Origin of the sequence: Chitinophaga horti (assembly GCF_022867795.2) — a bacterium.
GTDB classification, from domain to species: domain Bacteria; phylum Bacteroidota; class Bacteroidia; order Chitinophagales; family Chitinophagaceae; genus Chitinophaga; species Chitinophaga horti.
Window position 1 is genome coordinate 557,013 of sequence record NZ_CP107006.1, and the last position, 16,417, is coordinate 573,429.

13 protein-coding genes, 1 pseudogene and 1 riboswitch are annotated in these 16,417 nt (G+C 49.9%); of the genes and pseudogenes, 5 read left to right on the plus strand and 9 right to left on the minus strand.

What is annotated here, in order from left to right; genetic code table 11:
• Positions 1–328: 328 nt before the first annotated feature.
• Positions 329–2,464, plus strand: a complete 2,136-nt coding sequence (locus MKQ68_RS02490; protein WP_264281932.1) for a carboxy terminal-processing peptidase — start codon at positions 329–331, stop codon at positions 2,462–2,464.
• A gap of 71 nt (positions 2,465–2,535) precedes the next feature.
• Here MKQ68_RS02490 and MKQ68_RS02495 read toward each other — a convergent pair whose 3' ends face one another.
• Together MKQ68_RS02495 and MKQ68_RS02500 are read right to left on the minus strand one after the other, a co-directional pair.
• Positions 2,536–3,483: a hydrogen peroxide-inducible genes activator gene (locus MKQ68_RS02495; protein WP_264281933.1), complete on the minus strand. Its 948-nt coding sequence runs from the start codon at positions 3,481–3,483 to the stop codon at positions 2,536–2,538.
• A gap of 103 nt (positions 3,484–3,586) precedes the next feature.
• Complete coding sequence (locus tag MKQ68_RS02500) at positions 3,587–4,711, minus strand: hypothetical protein (RefSeq protein WP_264281934.1); 1,125 nt, start codon at positions 4,709–4,711, stop codon at positions 3,587–3,589.
• 457 nt (positions 4,712–5,168) lie between these two features.
• Between MKQ68_RS02500 and MKQ68_RS02505 the strand changes: the two genes are divergently transcribed.
• Entirely contained in the window at positions 5,169–5,909 is a 741-nt protein-coding gene (locus MKQ68_RS02505; RefSeq protein ID WP_264281935.1) for a glycosyltransferase family 2 protein, read from the plus strand.
• Between the two features lie 10 nt (positions 5,910–5,919).
• The gene (locus MKQ68_RS02510; protein WP_264281936.1) at positions 5,920–6,714 is read left to right on the plus strand and encodes an O-methyltransferase; all 795 of its coding nucleotides are present in this window, start codon (positions 5,920–5,922) and stop codon (positions 6,712–6,714) included.
• Between the two features lie 146 nt (positions 6,715–6,860).
• A riboswitch (TPP riboswitch) is annotated at positions 6,861–6,954 on the minus strand.
• Between the two features lie 24 nt (positions 6,955–6,978).
• Here MKQ68_RS02510 and MKQ68_RS02515 read toward each other — a convergent pair.
• Complete coding sequence (locus tag MKQ68_RS02515) at positions 6,979–7,608, minus strand: DUF4142 domain-containing protein (RefSeq protein ID WP_264281937.1); 630 nt, start codon at positions 7,606–7,608, stop codon at positions 6,979–6,981.
• 250 nt (positions 7,609–7,858) lie between these two features.
• On the opposite strand from MKQ68_RS02515, the gene MKQ68_RS02520 reads away from it, so the two are divergent.
• Entirely contained in the window at positions 7,859–8,650 is a 792-nt protein-coding gene (locus MKQ68_RS02520; protein WP_264281938.1) for a hypothetical protein, read from the plus strand.
• Between the two features lie 157 nt (positions 8,651–8,807).
• Positions 8,808–10,406, plus strand: a complete 1,599-nt coding sequence (locus MKQ68_RS02525; RefSeq protein ID WP_264281939.1) for a hypothetical protein — start codon at positions 8,808–8,810, stop codon at positions 10,404–10,406.
• Positions 10,407–10,524: 118 nt separating this feature from the next.
• Here MKQ68_RS02525 and hemL read toward each other — a convergent pair whose 3' ends face one another.
• The 6 genes and pseudogenes from hemL to hemC form a co-directional block, all read right to left on the minus strand.
• A complete protein-coding gene (gene hemL, locus MKQ68_RS02530; RefSeq protein ID WP_264281940.1) occupies positions 10,525–11,811 on the minus strand; it encodes a glutamate-1-semialdehyde 2,1-aminomutase in 1,287 nt (428 codons plus the stop codon).
• A 29-nt stretch (positions 11,812–11,840) separates the two neighbouring features.
• Positions 11,841–12,812 carry a porphobilinogen synthase gene (gene hemB / locus MKQ68_RS02535; protein ID WP_255859547.1) on the minus strand — a complete coding sequence of 324 codons (972 nt, stop codon included), beginning with the start codon at positions 12,810–12,812 and terminating at the stop codon, positions 11,841–11,843.
• Between the two features lie 25 nt (positions 12,813–12,837).
• Complete coding sequence (hemF, locus tag MKQ68_RS02540) at positions 12,838–13,758, minus strand: oxygen-dependent coproporphyrinogen oxidase (protein ID WP_264281941.1); 921 nt, start codon at positions 13,756–13,758, stop codon at positions 12,838–12,840.
• A gap of 2 nt (positions 13,759–13,760) precedes the next feature.
• Positions 13,761–14,790, minus strand: a pseudogene (gene hemE / locus MKQ68_RS02545) (uroporphyrinogen decarboxylase).
• Positions 14,791–14,793: 3 nt separating this feature from the next.
• The gene (locus tag MKQ68_RS02555; protein WP_264281942.1) at positions 14,794–15,504 is read right to left on the minus strand and encodes a uroporphyrinogen-III synthase; all 711 of its coding nucleotides are present in this window, start codon (positions 15,502–15,504) and stop codon (positions 14,794–14,796) included.
• Positions 15,488–16,414, minus strand: a complete 927-nt coding sequence (gene hemC, locus MKQ68_RS02560) for a hydroxymethylbilane synthase (protein ID WP_264281943.1) — start codon at positions 16,412–16,414, stop codon at positions 15,488–15,490. Before hemC ends, MKQ68_RS02555 begins: the two co-directional genes overlap by 17 nt.
• Positions 16,415–16,417: the final 3 nt, after the last annotated feature.

The following is a 16,417-nucleotide window of genomic DNA, read 5'->3' on the forward strand; positions in this document are numbered from 1 at the left end:
GGGCTGCTGCAAAGATAGTTTACCAGGACTTGCCACAACGTGCAGGCATCCATGATTAATCAAAATTTAAGCCGTGGGTTTGCCGGTTGTCAACTTTTTGCACAGGGTATAAGGGCATTTTTTACTTTTATGAGGACGAGCCACCATGTTTAAGCTAAAAATCCGGCCGCGTTTTTGCATCTTGTCTACGCCGCTGTGTTGTACCCGAATCTTGGATAAATTCGTTAAATTGTTAGCAATACAGCGTAATATTTTGTTAAAACGCCATGCGTCGTACGAGCGACGCTTTGAATTGGCCTATATTTGAGAACGTTCAATTAGGATGAATATGAGAATGAAACTGAAAGTGATCATACCGGTGTTGCTGATTACAGTGTCTGCCGGGGTATTTGCCTTTAACAGGTACGGTGCCGGAGACCCCCCGGGCCGCTATGAAGCAGTGATGTCGCTGGTAGGGCAGATACTGAAGGAGGGTCACTACCAACCGAAAGACATAAACGATGCTTTTTCTAAAGAAGTTTTCAATAAATACCTGAAGAGCCTGGACCCGGAGAAGAAATTCCTGTTACAGAGTGATGTGGTGAAACTGAGAACATTGGAAACACATGTGGACGACGAACTGATGAACGGCGCGCCGCTCGAACTGTTTGCCGCTACTACAGAGGTGATCAAGAAAAGAGTAGCAGAAGCAGCAGCGATTTATCCTGCATTGCTTGAACAGCCTTTCGACTTCGCTAAAAACGAAAAGGTAGTGCTGGACCCCGAGGTGCTGGACTTCCCGAAAGATGAAGCCGCCCGTAAAGAAGCATGGCGCAAAGTGTTGAAATATCGCACACTCGAGAAGTTGGTAGACCTGCAGGAAATACAGGAGAAAGAAAAAGGTAAGCCGGACTTTAAACCGAAAACAGATGCTGCGATGGAAATCGAGGCACGCGCCAAGGTGAAAAAGATCTACGACCGCTACTTCGAGCGTCTGCAAAGCAAAAAAGAGAACGACGACGACCGTTTCGCTATGTATGTAAATGCGATTACCACTACGATGGACCCGCATACCGACTACATGCCGCCGGCGGATAAAAGATATTTCCAGGAGATGATGGCCGGCAAGTTCTACGGCATCGGCGCACAGCTGCTGGAAGAAGACGGCAGGATCAAGATTACGAGCATCGTAACCGGTAGTCCCAGCTGGAAGCAAGGTAAACTGAAAGCGGGCGACGTGATCATGAAGGTAGCCCAGGGCGATAAAGAGCCGGTGGATATTACCGGTTACGCCGTAGAAGACGCGGTGAAACTGATCCGTGGTGCGCAGGGTACCGAAGTGAGAATGACCGTGAAAAGCACCGACGGTACGGTGAAAGAAGTAGCGATCATCCGCGACGAGATCATCCTCGACGAAACATTTGCAAAGTCTGCCATCATCAACGGCGAACATAAAATCGGCTACATCTACCTCCCGGATTTCTATGCTGACTTCAATGACCGCGACGGCGCATCCTGCGCGAAAGACGTGGCCAAAGAAATCAAGAAACTGAAAGCCGAGAATGTAGAAGGCATTATCCTCGACCTGCGCTTTAACCCGGGGGGTTCATTGCCAGATGTGGTAGAGATGGCCGGCCTGTTCGTTCCGGACGGCCCGATGGTACAGGTTCGCTCCCGTGGCGGCCGCGTACAGGTGCAGAGCGATCGCGATAAGAGTGTGCAGTACGACGGCCCGCTCGCGATCATGGTAAACGAATACAGTGCTTCCGCTTCCGAAATCATGGCTGCGGCTATGCAGGATTACAAACGTGCGGTGATCATCGGCAGCACCAGCTTCGGTAAAGGTACCGTGCAAAGGCTGCTGGAACTGGACGGTTTCGTTAAAACAGACGCCCTGGGCAGCCTGGGTGGCCTGAAGCTGACCGTACAGAAGTTCTATCGCATTAACGGTGGTTCTACCCAGCTGAAAGGTGTGGAAGCTGACATCCAGCTGCCAGATCCTTACTACGAAGTAGGCGAACGTAAAGATAAAGACGCGCTGAAGTGGGACGAGGTGCCTAAAGCGAACTACGCTACCTGGGGCTACCCTGTGGACGTGAACGCGCTGAAGAAGAAAAGTGAGGCACGCGTAGCGAACAACGAAGCGTTCAAAATGATCAAAGAAAATGTGGGTACGTTGAAGAAGCTGGACCAGCAGAAGGATTACTCTCTCAACCTCCAGACCTACAAATCAGAACAAAAGGCGAATGCCGCCGCACTGAAAAAGTACGATACGGCGAATGATAAGGTAAAAGACCTGAACATCACCAGCCTCAAACAGGACCTTGACCGCCTGTCGGGAGACTCCGCCAAGCTGGCACGCAACAAGGACTGGTTGCGCCTGCGTACCAAAGACGTGTACCTGGACGAAGCCGTGAACGTAATGAACGACCTGATCGGCATTTCTTTTCCTAAGCTGAAACCAGCTACCTCCGCAGCAAACTAAGCGTATTTTAGGTTTAATCATAAGAAAAGAGGCTGTCTCATTGGATGAACAGCCTCTTTTTATTTTGTGGGTTATTTCTCTGCGATAATATCTACCACCTTCTTCGTTTTCTTCACCTTCATCTTATCTGGCACGCTGTCGAGTATTTCTTTCTTAAAGGCCTCGATTACCGCCTGTTTTATAAAGTAGCGGTGCGTTACCAGGCTGATTTCCCTCACGGGCTCCGGCGCCTTAAAAAAGCGTACCATATTCATTTGCCGGGAGCTTAATTCCTGTAAAGATAATTCGGGCAGGATGGTATAACCTTCATTCAGTTCCACCATCTTCTTCAACGTTTCCACACTACCGGTGTTGTATTCCAGGTTGCGGAACTCGCCCATCGTAAACTTATCGCGGCAGATGTTGAGTACCTGGTTGCGCATGCAATGGCCTTCATTCAGCAGCCAAACCTCTCGGATGTCCAGCTCTTCGGCGCTTACCACCTTCTTTTCGGACAGTTTGTTGTTCTTGGCTGTGAACACCACGAAGTTTTCATAGAACAGCGGATGTTCTTCCAGGTGCTGGTTGTGAAGCGGCGTGGCGAGCAGGCCGCAGTCCAGCTGCTCCTGCCGCAACAGCTGAATGATCTGTTCTGTAGGGTATTCCCATATTTCCAGCTTTACCTTCGGGTATTTCTTCATGAAAGCCGTGAGTACGCGGGGCAGCAGGTAAGGCGCCAGGGTAGGGATGATGCCTACCTTCAGGATGCCTTGAATTTCTTTTTTCTGGTCGGATATAATTTCCCGGATGCGGGCGTTCTCTTTAATGATGGTGCGCGCCTGGGTGATAACGGCGGTGCCGATCTCGGTGGGTACCACCGGCAGCTTACTGCGGTCGAACAGTTTGATGCCCAGTTCATCTTCCAGCTTTTGTATCTGCATGCTTAACGTGGGTTGGGTAACGAAGCATTTCTCAGCGGCAGTCACAAAGCTGCGATAGGTATCTACGGCGACGATGTATTCTAATTGTACGGTAGTCATGGTCTTACAAAGGTATTGATGAAATCTATTACTTTGCCACCGCCTATAAAGAAAAACGCCTGCTGTGTGTACAGCAGGCGTTAAACAATTATTTACCAGGCGATTATAATACGCGGTAGCGGTATTTGATCTTTTCCACGTTCGTGTACAGTTCGCGGATGTTGATAGAGGCCTGTATCTCGTTCACAGCTTCATTTTTGAGGCCGCGGAACTCATTCTGCTTTGTTTCGATGATGCCCTTCTCTGCCAGGCCGTTATCCTGCGCCAGTTTGAGTGAGTTATTCACCTTCGTATGGTAACTGTCGAGCATACTGAAGTACTCATTGTACAGGTTCTCGAAGCGTTTGGTTTGCAGTACCAGGTCTTCCAATTGGTTGTTCGCCTCTTTCAGGCTGGCATTTTCCTGCAGTAGTTTTTCGTAGTTCAGCTTACCCCTGCTGGTGTACTTCTCTTCCAGTTTGGTAAAGTAGTCGATCACCTTTTCCTTTTTGAAGTCGATGAAAAACTCGTTCAGCGTTTCGGCAATGGTTTTATTGCCACGGTTAGGCGGCGTCATTTTCAGGGCCGTAACGGTGAACAGGAGGTGATCGTAGAGGTTGTCCTGCAACAGGTTCAGCTGGTCTTTATTGAAGTTCAGTCCGAACTCGAACTTCTGGTTCGCGTCGTTCAGGGCTGTGTAATAGATAACATATTTATTCAGTTCCTTTCCGAAGTCCTGCAGCGACTTTTTATTGATCGCTTTGTTGCTTTGCGCCACGCTGTGTAAAAACGTCATCACTGAGTTAGCGATGGCCAGGGGAGGCGTAAGCGAGGTAAAGCTTTTGAAGATCGGGCTGTTGATGATCGACTTGGTAGACTCGATAATGCCACCGTTACGGTCATTTTTATCGGCCTTACCCTTCAGGATGATCTTTTCTACCAGTTCCACGATGCGGTCGCTGAGCGAAAAGCCCAGTTCTTTACTCTCCGGGTTGTTGAGGGAAGTAATGAACACGTCCAGGTTATTGGTCGTGGTACGCGATTTCAGGTCAATTATCTTTTTGTTAAGCAGGTAGTAAGTTTCGCTTGCATTGATAATATTATCCTTGATGAGGGTGTATTTCGTCTGGTTATCGATTTCGCGGCTCTGCATTAATACCTGTATCGTATTGGAGTTCTGCTTATCGCTGTCGGCCACCTTCTGTAATTCTTCAAGGATTTTCTTGATGGTAGTATCCTGCGCCTTCATAACCGGCGGTTTGATCTCACCGGGGGCGTAGTAGTGGTGGGATCTTGTGCCATTGCCGCCATGGAAGTGAAGAACAGCAGTAGTACCGGTAATACGAATCGAGATAATTTCATGTGTTGTATTTTGTTCAGACTTGGTTTTTCGTGCGACCCTGATGTAGTTACTAAGGTATTCAACATCAATGTTTCCGCTGGTTTATGGAAAAGCATGAAATCAGGCCTTTTAAAGTTTCAAAAGTTAAGAAAATATGATGCCAAAAACTTCAAGCCACAAAGATAAGAATTAATACTACTGCATAAGCGTTTCTCTGCAAATCATTAATGTGACGGGCGGCGAACCGTGCGGATGTCCGGGCAGCAGTCAGCTAATAATATGTAAGATTTTGGAGCTGAGGGATAAATTACTTCTTCCTTTGAAGCCTTTTCTTATTTTTGTTGCCTAAAATGAAAAATCCTGCATGTTAAATAACAAAAAGGTAGTCGTAGTACTACCTGCCTACAACGCCGCCCTTACCCTAGAGAAAACCTGGAAAGAAATTCCGTTTGATATTGTTGACGAAGTAGTACTGGTAGATGATGCAAGTAAGGATAACACCGTAGAAGTTGGCCGTCAGCTCGGTATTAAACACATCATCCGCCACGACAAAAACAAAGGTTACGGTGGCAACCAGAAGTCCTGCTACAACAAAGCGCTGGAGCTGGGAGGCGATATCGTGATCATGTTACATCCTGATTATCAATATACGCCGAAGCTGATCATCGCGATGACCAGCATTATTGCCAATGATTTGTACCCGGTAGTTTTTGGCTCCCGCATCCTGGGTAAAGGTGCCCTGAAAGGCGGCATGCCCATGTATAAGTACATTGCCAACAGGGTATTGACCGCGACGCAGAACATGCTGCTTGGTCAGAAATTAAGCGAGTACCACACGGGCTACCGGGCGTTTTCTGCGGAAGTGTTGCGTAACGTAGACTATATGGCTGCAAATGACGACTTTGTGTTCGATAATGAAATGGTATCGCAGATCTTCATGAAAGGTTATGAGATCGCCGAAGTAACCTGCCCTACGAAGTATTTCGACGAGGCATCGAGCATCAACTTTAAACGCAGTGCGATTTACGGTTTAGGCGTATTACGTGTATCGCTGCAGCACCGTTTGCATAAGTGGGGACTGATCAAGGCGAAGATTTACAAGTAAAAAAGAGATAGTGAGTATACAGCACCAGATTGATCTTGCGAAGAAATACCTCCGGTACTACCTGAGCGCCGGCAACCGGCACGACGTGCATTCCCCTTTCGTGTTTTCGCTGATAGAAGAGGTTTTGAATAAGAAGGCTGCCCGTCCCGAGTACGCACCCATGGAAACACTGCGGGAACAACTGCTGCAAAGTAAGGATATCGTAAACGTAACCGACCTGGGTGCCGGCTCCCTCACGGGGGCAGGCACCGAGCGTAAGATCAGCGACATCACCCGCCATGCGGCTAAACCGCCGAAGTTCGGTCAGTTGTTTTACAGGCTGGTACAGTACTTTAAACCGGCCTACGTGCTGGAATTGGGCACCTCTATGGGAATGAGCACTGCCTACATGGCCAAAGGCCGCCCGGAATCAACGATCTACACCATCGAAGGCTGCCCTAACATCACCGCGAAGGCGAAGGCAAACTTCGCATCGCTGGGGTTAACGAATGTGCGCCAGTTTACAGGCAACTTTGACGACGTATTACCGCAGGTGCTTGCACAGGTAACACCCGATTTCGTGTACATTGACGGTAACCACCGCAAGGAGCCAACACTCGATTACTTCCGCCAGTGTGCCGCAAAAGCCTCCGAACATGCCGTATTCATTTTCGACGATATTCACTGGACGCCCGGCATGGAAGAAGCCTGGAAAACCATCCAGGACGATGAGCGTGTAACGCTAACGATCGACCTGTTTTTCATCGGGCTCGTCTTCTTCCGAAAAGATTTTAAAGTGAAGCAACACTTCACCATCAAGTTTTAACAAATGCCGGTCAGTAAGTTGACCGGCATTTGTTTTTAGTATAGTACCTGGAGTTTTCAACGATAGCCATCGAAGCCGCCCGTCGGAACTATTTAAGGTGAGTAACAATTACTAAAATAAAAAAGGGGCTGCTTTCTTAAAAGCAACCCCTTTGCTGTTTCTTTTCCTTCGCCGGCATTACCCGGATCAGGTGTTAAAGGTTTAATCTCAGGCTTGTTACAGCCACCCTTGAAAGAAACAGTGTTCTGCACTAGCGTTGATTAATTATTTTTTCGCGTCCAGCTTTTCTTTCAGCGTTTTAGCATGTTCCAGGTGTTTGCGCAGTTCTGGCAATGCATCTGTAAATGCTTTCTTTACATCAGGATCTTCGGCTTTTTCTGATGATTTCTCGAACATGTCGATAGTTTTCTCGTGTTTATCGATCAGATCATCTACATACGCTTTGTCAAAATCCAGTCCAGATTTCTCTGCTACCTTGTCGATGTCGTTCTGCTGGCCCTGATCAACGCTTTCAGGCAGTGTGAACGATTTCTTAGCAGCCAGGTCACGCAGCTGTTTGTTCAGCTTAGTGTGTGCAGTTACCATCATAGCAGCTGCTTTTTTAACGTCTGCATCGGTGGCTTTAGCTTTCGCACCTTCAGAAGCTTTTACTTCATACAGGCCGGAGGCGTACGCCTTAACTACCCTTTTAGAATCATCTTCCAGGGAGTCAGTCGCAAATTTGTCCTTATTCATATCTATCGCGTCACTTTTAGTAACGGCAGAATCAGGAATCTCGGTGTTTGCGCTGTCCGAGTTGTTTGTTGTGGTGCCGGAGTTACATGCATTTACCATCACAAAAGAACCAATGATCAATGCCATGCCGGGGAGCGTCTTCAATTTCAGAGTTTTCATGGTGTCCGATTTTTTCAGGAGTAGGGTTGAAAAGATTGTGCCAATGATGTAACCCCTTCATATTCTAACCTTTACCGGCAAAAGTTGTGGATGTGTATCCCCGATGCGGTGCCTCATGTGCATAAAAAAGCTGTGGAAATCCCAGATAAGTGCAGGTTAGATTAACTATTATTTATATATTTATGCCTGTTTCAGATTATCCTTATTACCGATACTATTTATCCTTTTATCCGGCCGAAGAGCAACACCTATGAAAACCGCCTTCACCATCGCCGCATTGCTGGTAGTGCAGTTATTGCATGCCCAGGGACCGCACATTAAAGCCGAAGCGCCGCTTCCGATACAGGAGAAGCTGGGCGTGGCATCCTGGTTATGTACTTACGACAGCGTAGCTACATTTATATCTGATATTGCGATGACGATGCCTTACGATCAAAGGCAACGTATTGGTCGTCACTGGTTTTGCTACCAGGGAGTCGATCGCCTGTGGCATGCCGTATTCGGCAAGTTTAATGGTAGCCAGTACGATGTGGTGAGCCATTATAAGATCATTGATACCACTTTTATAGACCAGGTGTGTGAGCAGGATTCTGCATTGCTGATCAGCTATTCCCGCGTGATTGATAAAGCGTATGCAGAAGCAGCGAAGATATTAGGGCCGTCGCAGGTACGGTTTAATAAGTTCCTGAAAAGTAATGCCGACAGTACGATCAGCATCTGGCTAATGCCTTCTGTACAATCAGCAGACATTGCGATGTACGGTGGGGAGTTTTACTATAAATTTGATAAGCAGGGCAACGAAATACTTGATCGCACCGAATACTTCAGCGGGCGGTTCAGGGGTTTTAAGGTAGGTAGTCCGAGAGAGATCCATCTCGACTACAGCCAGGACGATTCGCCTACACTCGGAGCAGTATATTTTGCATGGCGCAACCGGAAAGTTTTTGGTGACATCCACATCCAGAACAGGGCAAGCAGTATGGTATTATCCTATAATGAGGATAAAGGGTACCATTGGGTTACGACCGGCAGGAAGAAATAGCAGAAACATATATTCGTTGAACCATTTACGTTATTGGTGAAAGACAGGTATCTTGTTCGCCGGACAACTGTCGTGTTGTATGTTGTATGTAATGTGCCTGGTATAGATCAAATGTTTTTTTCATTGGTAGTATGCCACTTATTAAACGGGTTTTTAAATGTTACACTGGATCAAAAGCATACTTGGCGCCAATCCCAGCCCTAAATACAACTGGGTAACGGCCAATTCACTTTTCCAGTTTGTTAGCGACCATATAGATCTCTCCGGCAAGTTGGATGAGAAAGCGCTCGTATTGCCCGACGAGGAGCCGCTGGCGGATACCGACTTACGCTACGCCGCCGGTTTGAAAGATGCTTTGGCTACCTCCACTGAAGACAACATGATCATTGAAGAAAAGGTTGCAGCCGTGGTACGCCTCGTGCAAAAGGTAGCCGCCCGTGGCGACTTAACGGCAGGTAATCAACTTTTCGAATTCCTGGTGGCCAACGGTGATCTGATGAACTATATCGATCCGGTGCTGGAGCAGATCGTAGATCTCAATATTGAAATAGAACCCCATTTATATCCATTCGCTAAAAGGCTCACGTTCGAATGCGCGCACCGCAACGGCGTAAAGTTCGGTATGGCCTTACTTGGTCTTTGCCGGCGTGATGAAGTATTGCCCATGTTACGCATGTTAGGTCTGCACGACGAGTTCACGATTTACAGTACTATCGCCATCATTTATTTATCTCCCGATCCGGAAACAGACCTCTGGAACCTGGCACGCCAGGTGCAGGGCTGGGGCAGGGTACAGGTAGTCGATCGCCTGGCTGCGCTGGTAAAGGACGAAGTGGTGAAAGACTGGCTGATACGCGAAGGGTACAAGAACAGCATCATGTATGAATATCTCGCCTACACCTGTGCGGTGCACGGCGGGTTGCATGAACGGCTGGAAGTCTTCACTATTGACCGACAACTGTTTGCTGCTGCCGGCGACCTGATAGAAGCGATGATCATGGGCGGACCGGCTGAGGATATTGATGCGTACGAGCATGCAGCCAGTACGGTGGAACATTACGTTCGCCACGCAAGCACCTGGGCGGCCGATGTGCATGACTTTTACATTCTGCACGCTGTAGGCAACTATATCGCCCTCGAAAGCCGGGACTGGAACCTGCTGCGTAGGAATGGCTGGTCGCAGGACCTTCGCTCTAACATTCTCATCGATATTATGGGCATTATCCAGCAACCAGGCTGGCATTCACGCGTTATACGTGGCCTGCAAAGCGAGGATACGCTGGAATACTACCAGGCCAAGGAAGCTGCTAAAATACTTCGCATCAATACCGAAGACATCTTCTGGCACCGCCTGCGGCTGGAGCCTACGAACAGTAACTATTGGCACGACGTGTTAGATCATGCCAACGGCGCCCACATCGACGATGCCATTCGTTTCGCAATGGAGATGTTGCTTCGCCGCCCTTCGGGCAATGAGGGCATACAGGTGCAGGCCGGTTTGTCGCTCGACTTTTTAGTGAGTGCACTGGCCAAACATCCGGGTAAGGGAGAAGCATTGCTACTGGCGGCCTTACAGAGCGGGCAATTGCGCAATCGCAGTATGGCTGTGCGTACGTTAAGCGTGTGGGAGCAGGACGAATGGACGCCCGCGCTGAGAGAGGCTTTGCTCCGTTTAGGAGCTACCGAATCATATGAAGGTTTGCGGAGCGATATTCGTAAGGTACTTGGCGGTGAGATATTAGATGAAGAGGACTAACAAGGTAGAAGTGTGCGACGCAAGGATGTTGAATAGTCATACCTGCGTTGACAACATAAAAAAAGCTGCCCCATTTACGAGGCAGCTCAGGATTGGAACGCTACGTTCCGTTCGTTAACTATATGATCGACTGCATTGCCGATTTTGCGGCGTTGACAGTAAACTCGATATCTTCTGTAGTTAGCGCATTACTTACGAACCAAGTTTCGAAAGCAGATGGCGGCAAGTATACACCGCGCTCCAGCATGGCATGGAAGAAGCGGCGGAACAGCTCATTGTTTGCTCCCGAAGCAGACGTGAAGTCGACGATCGGGTACTCTGCAAAGTGTACGCTGATCATGGAACCGATCTGGTTGATCTGGTACACCACGCCAGCCGCGCCAAACGCTTCGCGCAGGCCGTTTGCCAGCAGGGTGGTCTTCTCTTCCAGCTGGCTGTAGATCCGTGGATTGTCGTTCAACGCATTCAGCAAAGTATAACCGGCGATCATCGCGATCGGGTTACCGCTAAGCGTACCCGCCTGGTAAACTTTACCAGCAGGTGCGATGTGTTCCATCAGCTCGCGGCGACCTGCGAAAGCGCCTACAGGCATGCCGCCACCGATGATTTTACCAAACGTTACGAGGTCGGCCTTGATGTTCAGTAGCTCCTGTGCGCCGCCACGGGCCAGGCGGAAGCCTGTCATTACTTCGTCGAGGATCAGCAGGATGCCGTGCTCGTCGCACAGTGCGCGTAAACCTTCGAGGAAGCCTGGTTGCGGCAGTATACAGCCCATGTTACCCGCCACCGGTTCGATGATGATCGCGGCGATCTGGTCGGGATTGTCAGCAATGAGTTGTTGCACGGCAGGCAGGTTGTTGTAGGGCGCAGTGAGCGTATCTTCCGCTACAGTGGCCGTTACACCTGGTACCGATTGTATACCTAAAGTAGCCACGCCACTGCCTGCACTTACTAAAAATGCATCGGCGTGACCGTGGTAGTTACCTTCAAATTTGATGAACTTGTTTCTGCCGGTGTAGCCGCGTGCCAGCCTTAACGCTGTCATACAGGCCTCGGTGCCGGAGTTGACCATACGCACCATGTCGATGTTAGGCACCATGCTGATGATCAGTTCTGCTACTTTAATTTCCAGCTCCGTAGGCGCGCCGAAGGAAGTGGAGTAAGTGGCGTATTCCTGGATGGCATTCACCACCGGTTCGTAGGCGTGACCCAGTACCATTGGGCCCCAGGAGTTGATATAGTCGATATAACGGTTGCCGTCCACATCATACATATACGCACCTTTTGCCGACTTCATGAACACGGGTGTACCACCCACGCTGCGGAATGCACGAACGGGAGAGTTTACGCCGCCGGGCATCAGCGTTTGCGCTTTTTCGAATAATGATTTGCTTTGGTCAAACATGGCTTTATTTGTTCGTCAGATTGATTTAATTAACCGAGCAGTTTTACAGCATCTTTCGCGAAGTAAGTGGCGATAAGATCGGCACCTGCGCGGCGAATGCTGGTAAGACTTTCGAGTACTGCCTTTTCTTCGTTCAGCCAGCCCATTTTAGCAGCCGCTTTGATCATGGCGTACTCGCCGCTCACATGATACGCGCTTACGGGTACGGTTACACTGTCTTTAATAAGACGCATAATATCGAGGTAGGCCATTGCTGGTTTCACCATTACAATGTCTGCTCCCTCGTCAATGTCCATCAGGGTTTCCTTAATGGCTTCGCGGGCATTGGCGTAGTCCATCTGGTAGGTTTTTTTATCACCAAAGCCAGGGGCAGAGTCTAATGCATCGCGGAAGGGGCCGTAAAAGCAGGACGCATATTTAGCGCTGTAGGCCATGATGCCCGTCTTCGTAAAATTGTTTTCTTCCAACGCCTCGCGGATGGCCAGTATGCGGCCGTCCATCATATCGCTGGGCGCTACAATGTCCGCACCGGCTTCCGCATGGCTTACACTCATAGCGGCCAGCACTTCCACGGTGGCGTCGTTTACGATCTCTTCGCCTTCTACAATGCCGTCGTGGCCGTAGCTGGAGAAGGGGTCGAGCGCTACGTCGGTCATAACGACCATCGCAGGCACGGCGTCTTTCACGGTTTTAATGGCACGTTGCATGAGGCCGTTCGGGTTCAGTGCTTCGGTGCCTTTGTTATCTTTCAGGTGATCTTCACACTTTATAAAAAGTAATACGCTCTTAATACCAAGGTCCCACAGTTCTTTCACCTCTGTTTTCAGCAGATCGAGCGTATACCGGTAATAGCCGGGCATAGAAGATATTTCTTCCTTCTTATTGCTGCCTTCGATTACGAACAGCGGGGCAATAAAATGCTCGGGCCTTAAAATCGTTTCCGCCACCATAGCGCGGATAGCGGGCGATTGTCTGAGTATCCTGTTTCTTCTGATCATCATCTCTCCTTTATTTAAGATTGCTAATTTACTTTATATTGATCCAATCCTGCGGCTTTAAATGTTCTATCAGTTCAGCCTCGGCACTGCCTGCTGCAGGATGGTAGTCGTACTCCCACCTTGCACGCGGCGGAAGGCTCATCAGGATTGATTCTATGCGTCCGTTGGTCTTTAAACCGAACAGGGTGCCTCGGTCGTGGATCAGGTTAAACTCCACATATCGGCCACGACGATATTCCTGCCAGTCGATGTGTTGCTGCCCGTAAGGCAAGTCCTTCCGCTTTTCCACGATCGGCAAATACGATTGAATGAACGCATTCCCGTTCGCCATCGAAAAGGCAAGAACGTCTTCCGCCTTTTGATCCGCGTTCGGGCGCAGGTAATCGTAAAAGATGCCACCAATACCACGGGCTTCATCACCACGATGTTTGTTGATGAAGTATTCGTCGCACACTTTTTTGTACTTCGGATACAGCGCTGTATCAAACTGATCGCAGGCGTTTTTGAAAGTCGTATGAAAGTGTTTGCCGTCTTCTTTGAACAGGTAGTAAGGAGTAAGATCTGCTCCACCACCAAACCAGCTGTCGATGAATGTACCGTTCTGATCGTACAGTTCAAAGTAGCGCCAGTTGGCATGCACGGTAGGCACAAAAGGGTTCAGCGGGTGTATAACCAGCGAGATACCGGCTGCCAGGAAGTTACAGTCTTCCTGCACGCCAAAGTGTTTGATCATGGCAGGCGCCAGACGACCGTGTACCACGGAAGTGTTCACACCGCCTTTCTCAAACACATTACCCCCACTAATGACGCGCGTAATACCGCCGCCACCTTCTTCGCGCACCCATTTATCTTCACGGAACTTAGCCTTGCCGTCGATCTGTTCCAATGCAGCGCAGATGTCGTTTTGCAAGCCGTGAATGAATGATATGAACTGATCTTTTATTGCCATGATTAAATGCTGTATTCTTTAACGGCGTCTACAAAAGCACGGGCATGATCTACCGGAACGTGCGGTAATATACCATGACCCAGGTTCGCGATGTAACGTTGGGTGCCAAAGTTGTCGATCATGGTTTTCACCGACTGTTTGATCACCGGGATAGGCGCCAGCAGTTTAGCCGGATCGAAGTTACCCTGCAAGGTGATGTTATTACCAGCAAACTGGCGTGCCAGCTGTGGTTTGATTGCCCAATCCACGCCCAGACCAGCAGCGCCGGTAGCGGCCATTTCCTCCAGTGCAAACCAGGCACCTTTGGCAAATACGATCACCGGGCAAACGTCTTTCAACGCAGCCACGATCTGGCGGATGTATTTAAGCGAGAAGTTCTCGAAGTCTTCGGGGCTTAACAGTCCGCCCCAGCTGTCGAACACCTGCACGGTATCTGCACCTGCTCTCACTTGTTCTTTCAGGTAAGCGATGGTGGTGTCGGTTACCATTTGCAATACCTGGTGTGCCGTTTCGGGTTGCGTGTAGCAAAACTCTTTAGCGGCGTCGAAGGTTTTAGAACCTTTACCTTGTACCATGTAGCAGAGCAGCGTCCATGGAGCGCCGGCGAAACCGATCAACGGTACGCGGCCGGCGAGTGTTTTTTTTGTAAGTGCCAGCGCATCGAATACATATTGCAGTGATTCGTTCACGTTAGGCACGTGGATACGTTTTACGTCTGCCGCAGTCTTGATCGGCTCTGGCAGCAGCGGGCCGAGTTTTTCCACCAGCTGTACTTCCATGCCCATGGCCTGTGGCACGACCAGAATGTCGGAGAAAATGATCGCGGCGTCCACACCCACCTGGTCAACCGGCATAACGGTAATTTCGGTGGCCAGTTCGGGGTTCTGGCAGCGCTCGAAGAAGGAATACTTTTCGCGCAGTTTGATGTAGTCGGAGGTAACGGCCTGCCTGGCGCATCATCCATACCGGTACGCGTTCTGTTTTTTCACCCTTCAGGGCCCTCAGCATGAGATCATTCTGTAATCCGCTCATTCTTTACGATTGATTGTTGAAATAATGTATGGCTGTGTTGACAAGCCCGTCCGCCGTAGCGGCTTTGCTTACAACGATTGTGTTTTTTGTGTATTCGCGCAGTACGCCGGCCGTAGTATCACCGATCGCGAAGCAAATTACTTCGGGGGCGGGCGTATTGGCGGTGAAGTAACTGCGTATCCCACTCGGACTGTAAAACAGTATCCCGTCGTATTGTCCTATGACGGTGTTTTGCAGTTCTGTCGTTTCATACACCGTTACCTCTTCGAAAGGCTGCTGGTGTTGTGTCAGCAGCGTAGGAAGCTCGTCGCGGCGGATGTTGCCGCAGAAAAATACGATATCCGTTGCTTCCTTTTGCAGTAGTATCGTAGCCAGTACGGCGCTGCTGGGTGCATGGGCGATTACCCGGCTGTTCGGGAAGTACTCCTGTACGGCGTCGATGGTGGCGCCGGGCAGGCAGTAGAGGTCCCAGGTGGCCGTGGTGGTATCGCCTAATGCGGCTACTGCTTTTACGGCATTGGCGCTGGTAAATACCGCGCTGATGCGGCGGGGCAGTAATGTTGCAAGACGGCTGCGCAATTCGGGCGTATCCTTGTAATCGACGCTGATAAAAGCGCGGGGGATTATAAGGATGCCGTTATCCGCGGCTGCCTGCAGCAGCGCGGCGTCAATTCTTTTGGTACTGAGTACGCGGTATTTATAAGGCGCCAGCATTCCTGATTTGTTCAACGATGTGCGCACCGCCCTGTTGCAGTACTTCCTGTGCGGCATCCTGGCCCAGCGTAGCGGTTTGGGCTACGGGCAGGGTCCTTTCTACGGTGTAAGACACCAGGCCGTCCAGGCTGCACAGGTTACCCTCGAACCACAGCGTATCGCCTTCGATGCGGGCAAATGCGCTGATCGGAGTAGTGCATCCGCCCATCAACGTCCGCAGGAAGTCGCGCTCGATCTTCGTACACAGGGCCGTGGTATCGTGGTTAATGGGGGTGATGGCTTCGCGGCAGTAATCGTCGTTGTCGCGGCAAACCACTACAACGGCGCCTTGTGCGGGGGCGGGCAGCATCCAGTCCAGTTCTACGGACTCCGGAGGTCGTACCCCGATCCTTTCCAGTCCTGCAGCCGCGAAGATGGCGCCATTCCAGTTTTCGGCCGACAGTTTCTGCAGGCGGGTGTTTACGTTACCGCGCAGGTTGTGCAGCTCGTGGTTCGGGAAACGACGCAGCCACTGTGCCTTACGGCGAATGCTGCTCGTCGCAATATGTGCAATGCCCTCCTGGTCGTCCAGGAAGGAAAGGTCGTTTTTATATACCAGTAAATCCTTAACAGGACCGCGCTCCAATACCGCAGCCTGCATAATACCCTTAGGCAGTTGAGTAGGAACGTCTTTGAGAGAGTGTACGGCAATATCTATTTTACCGGCCAGCAAGGCAATGTCCAGGCTTTTAGTGAAGATGCCCTGTACGCCGATCTCGTATAACGGGGTTACGAGATCGATATCGCCATCGCTTTTTATGGGAACCAGTTCTGTTGCGTATCCTTGTTGTGTAAGCAGGTCTTTTACCTGGTTAGCCTGCCACAAGGCGAGCTGGCTTTCCCGGGTACCTATTCTGATCGTTTTTTGCATGAG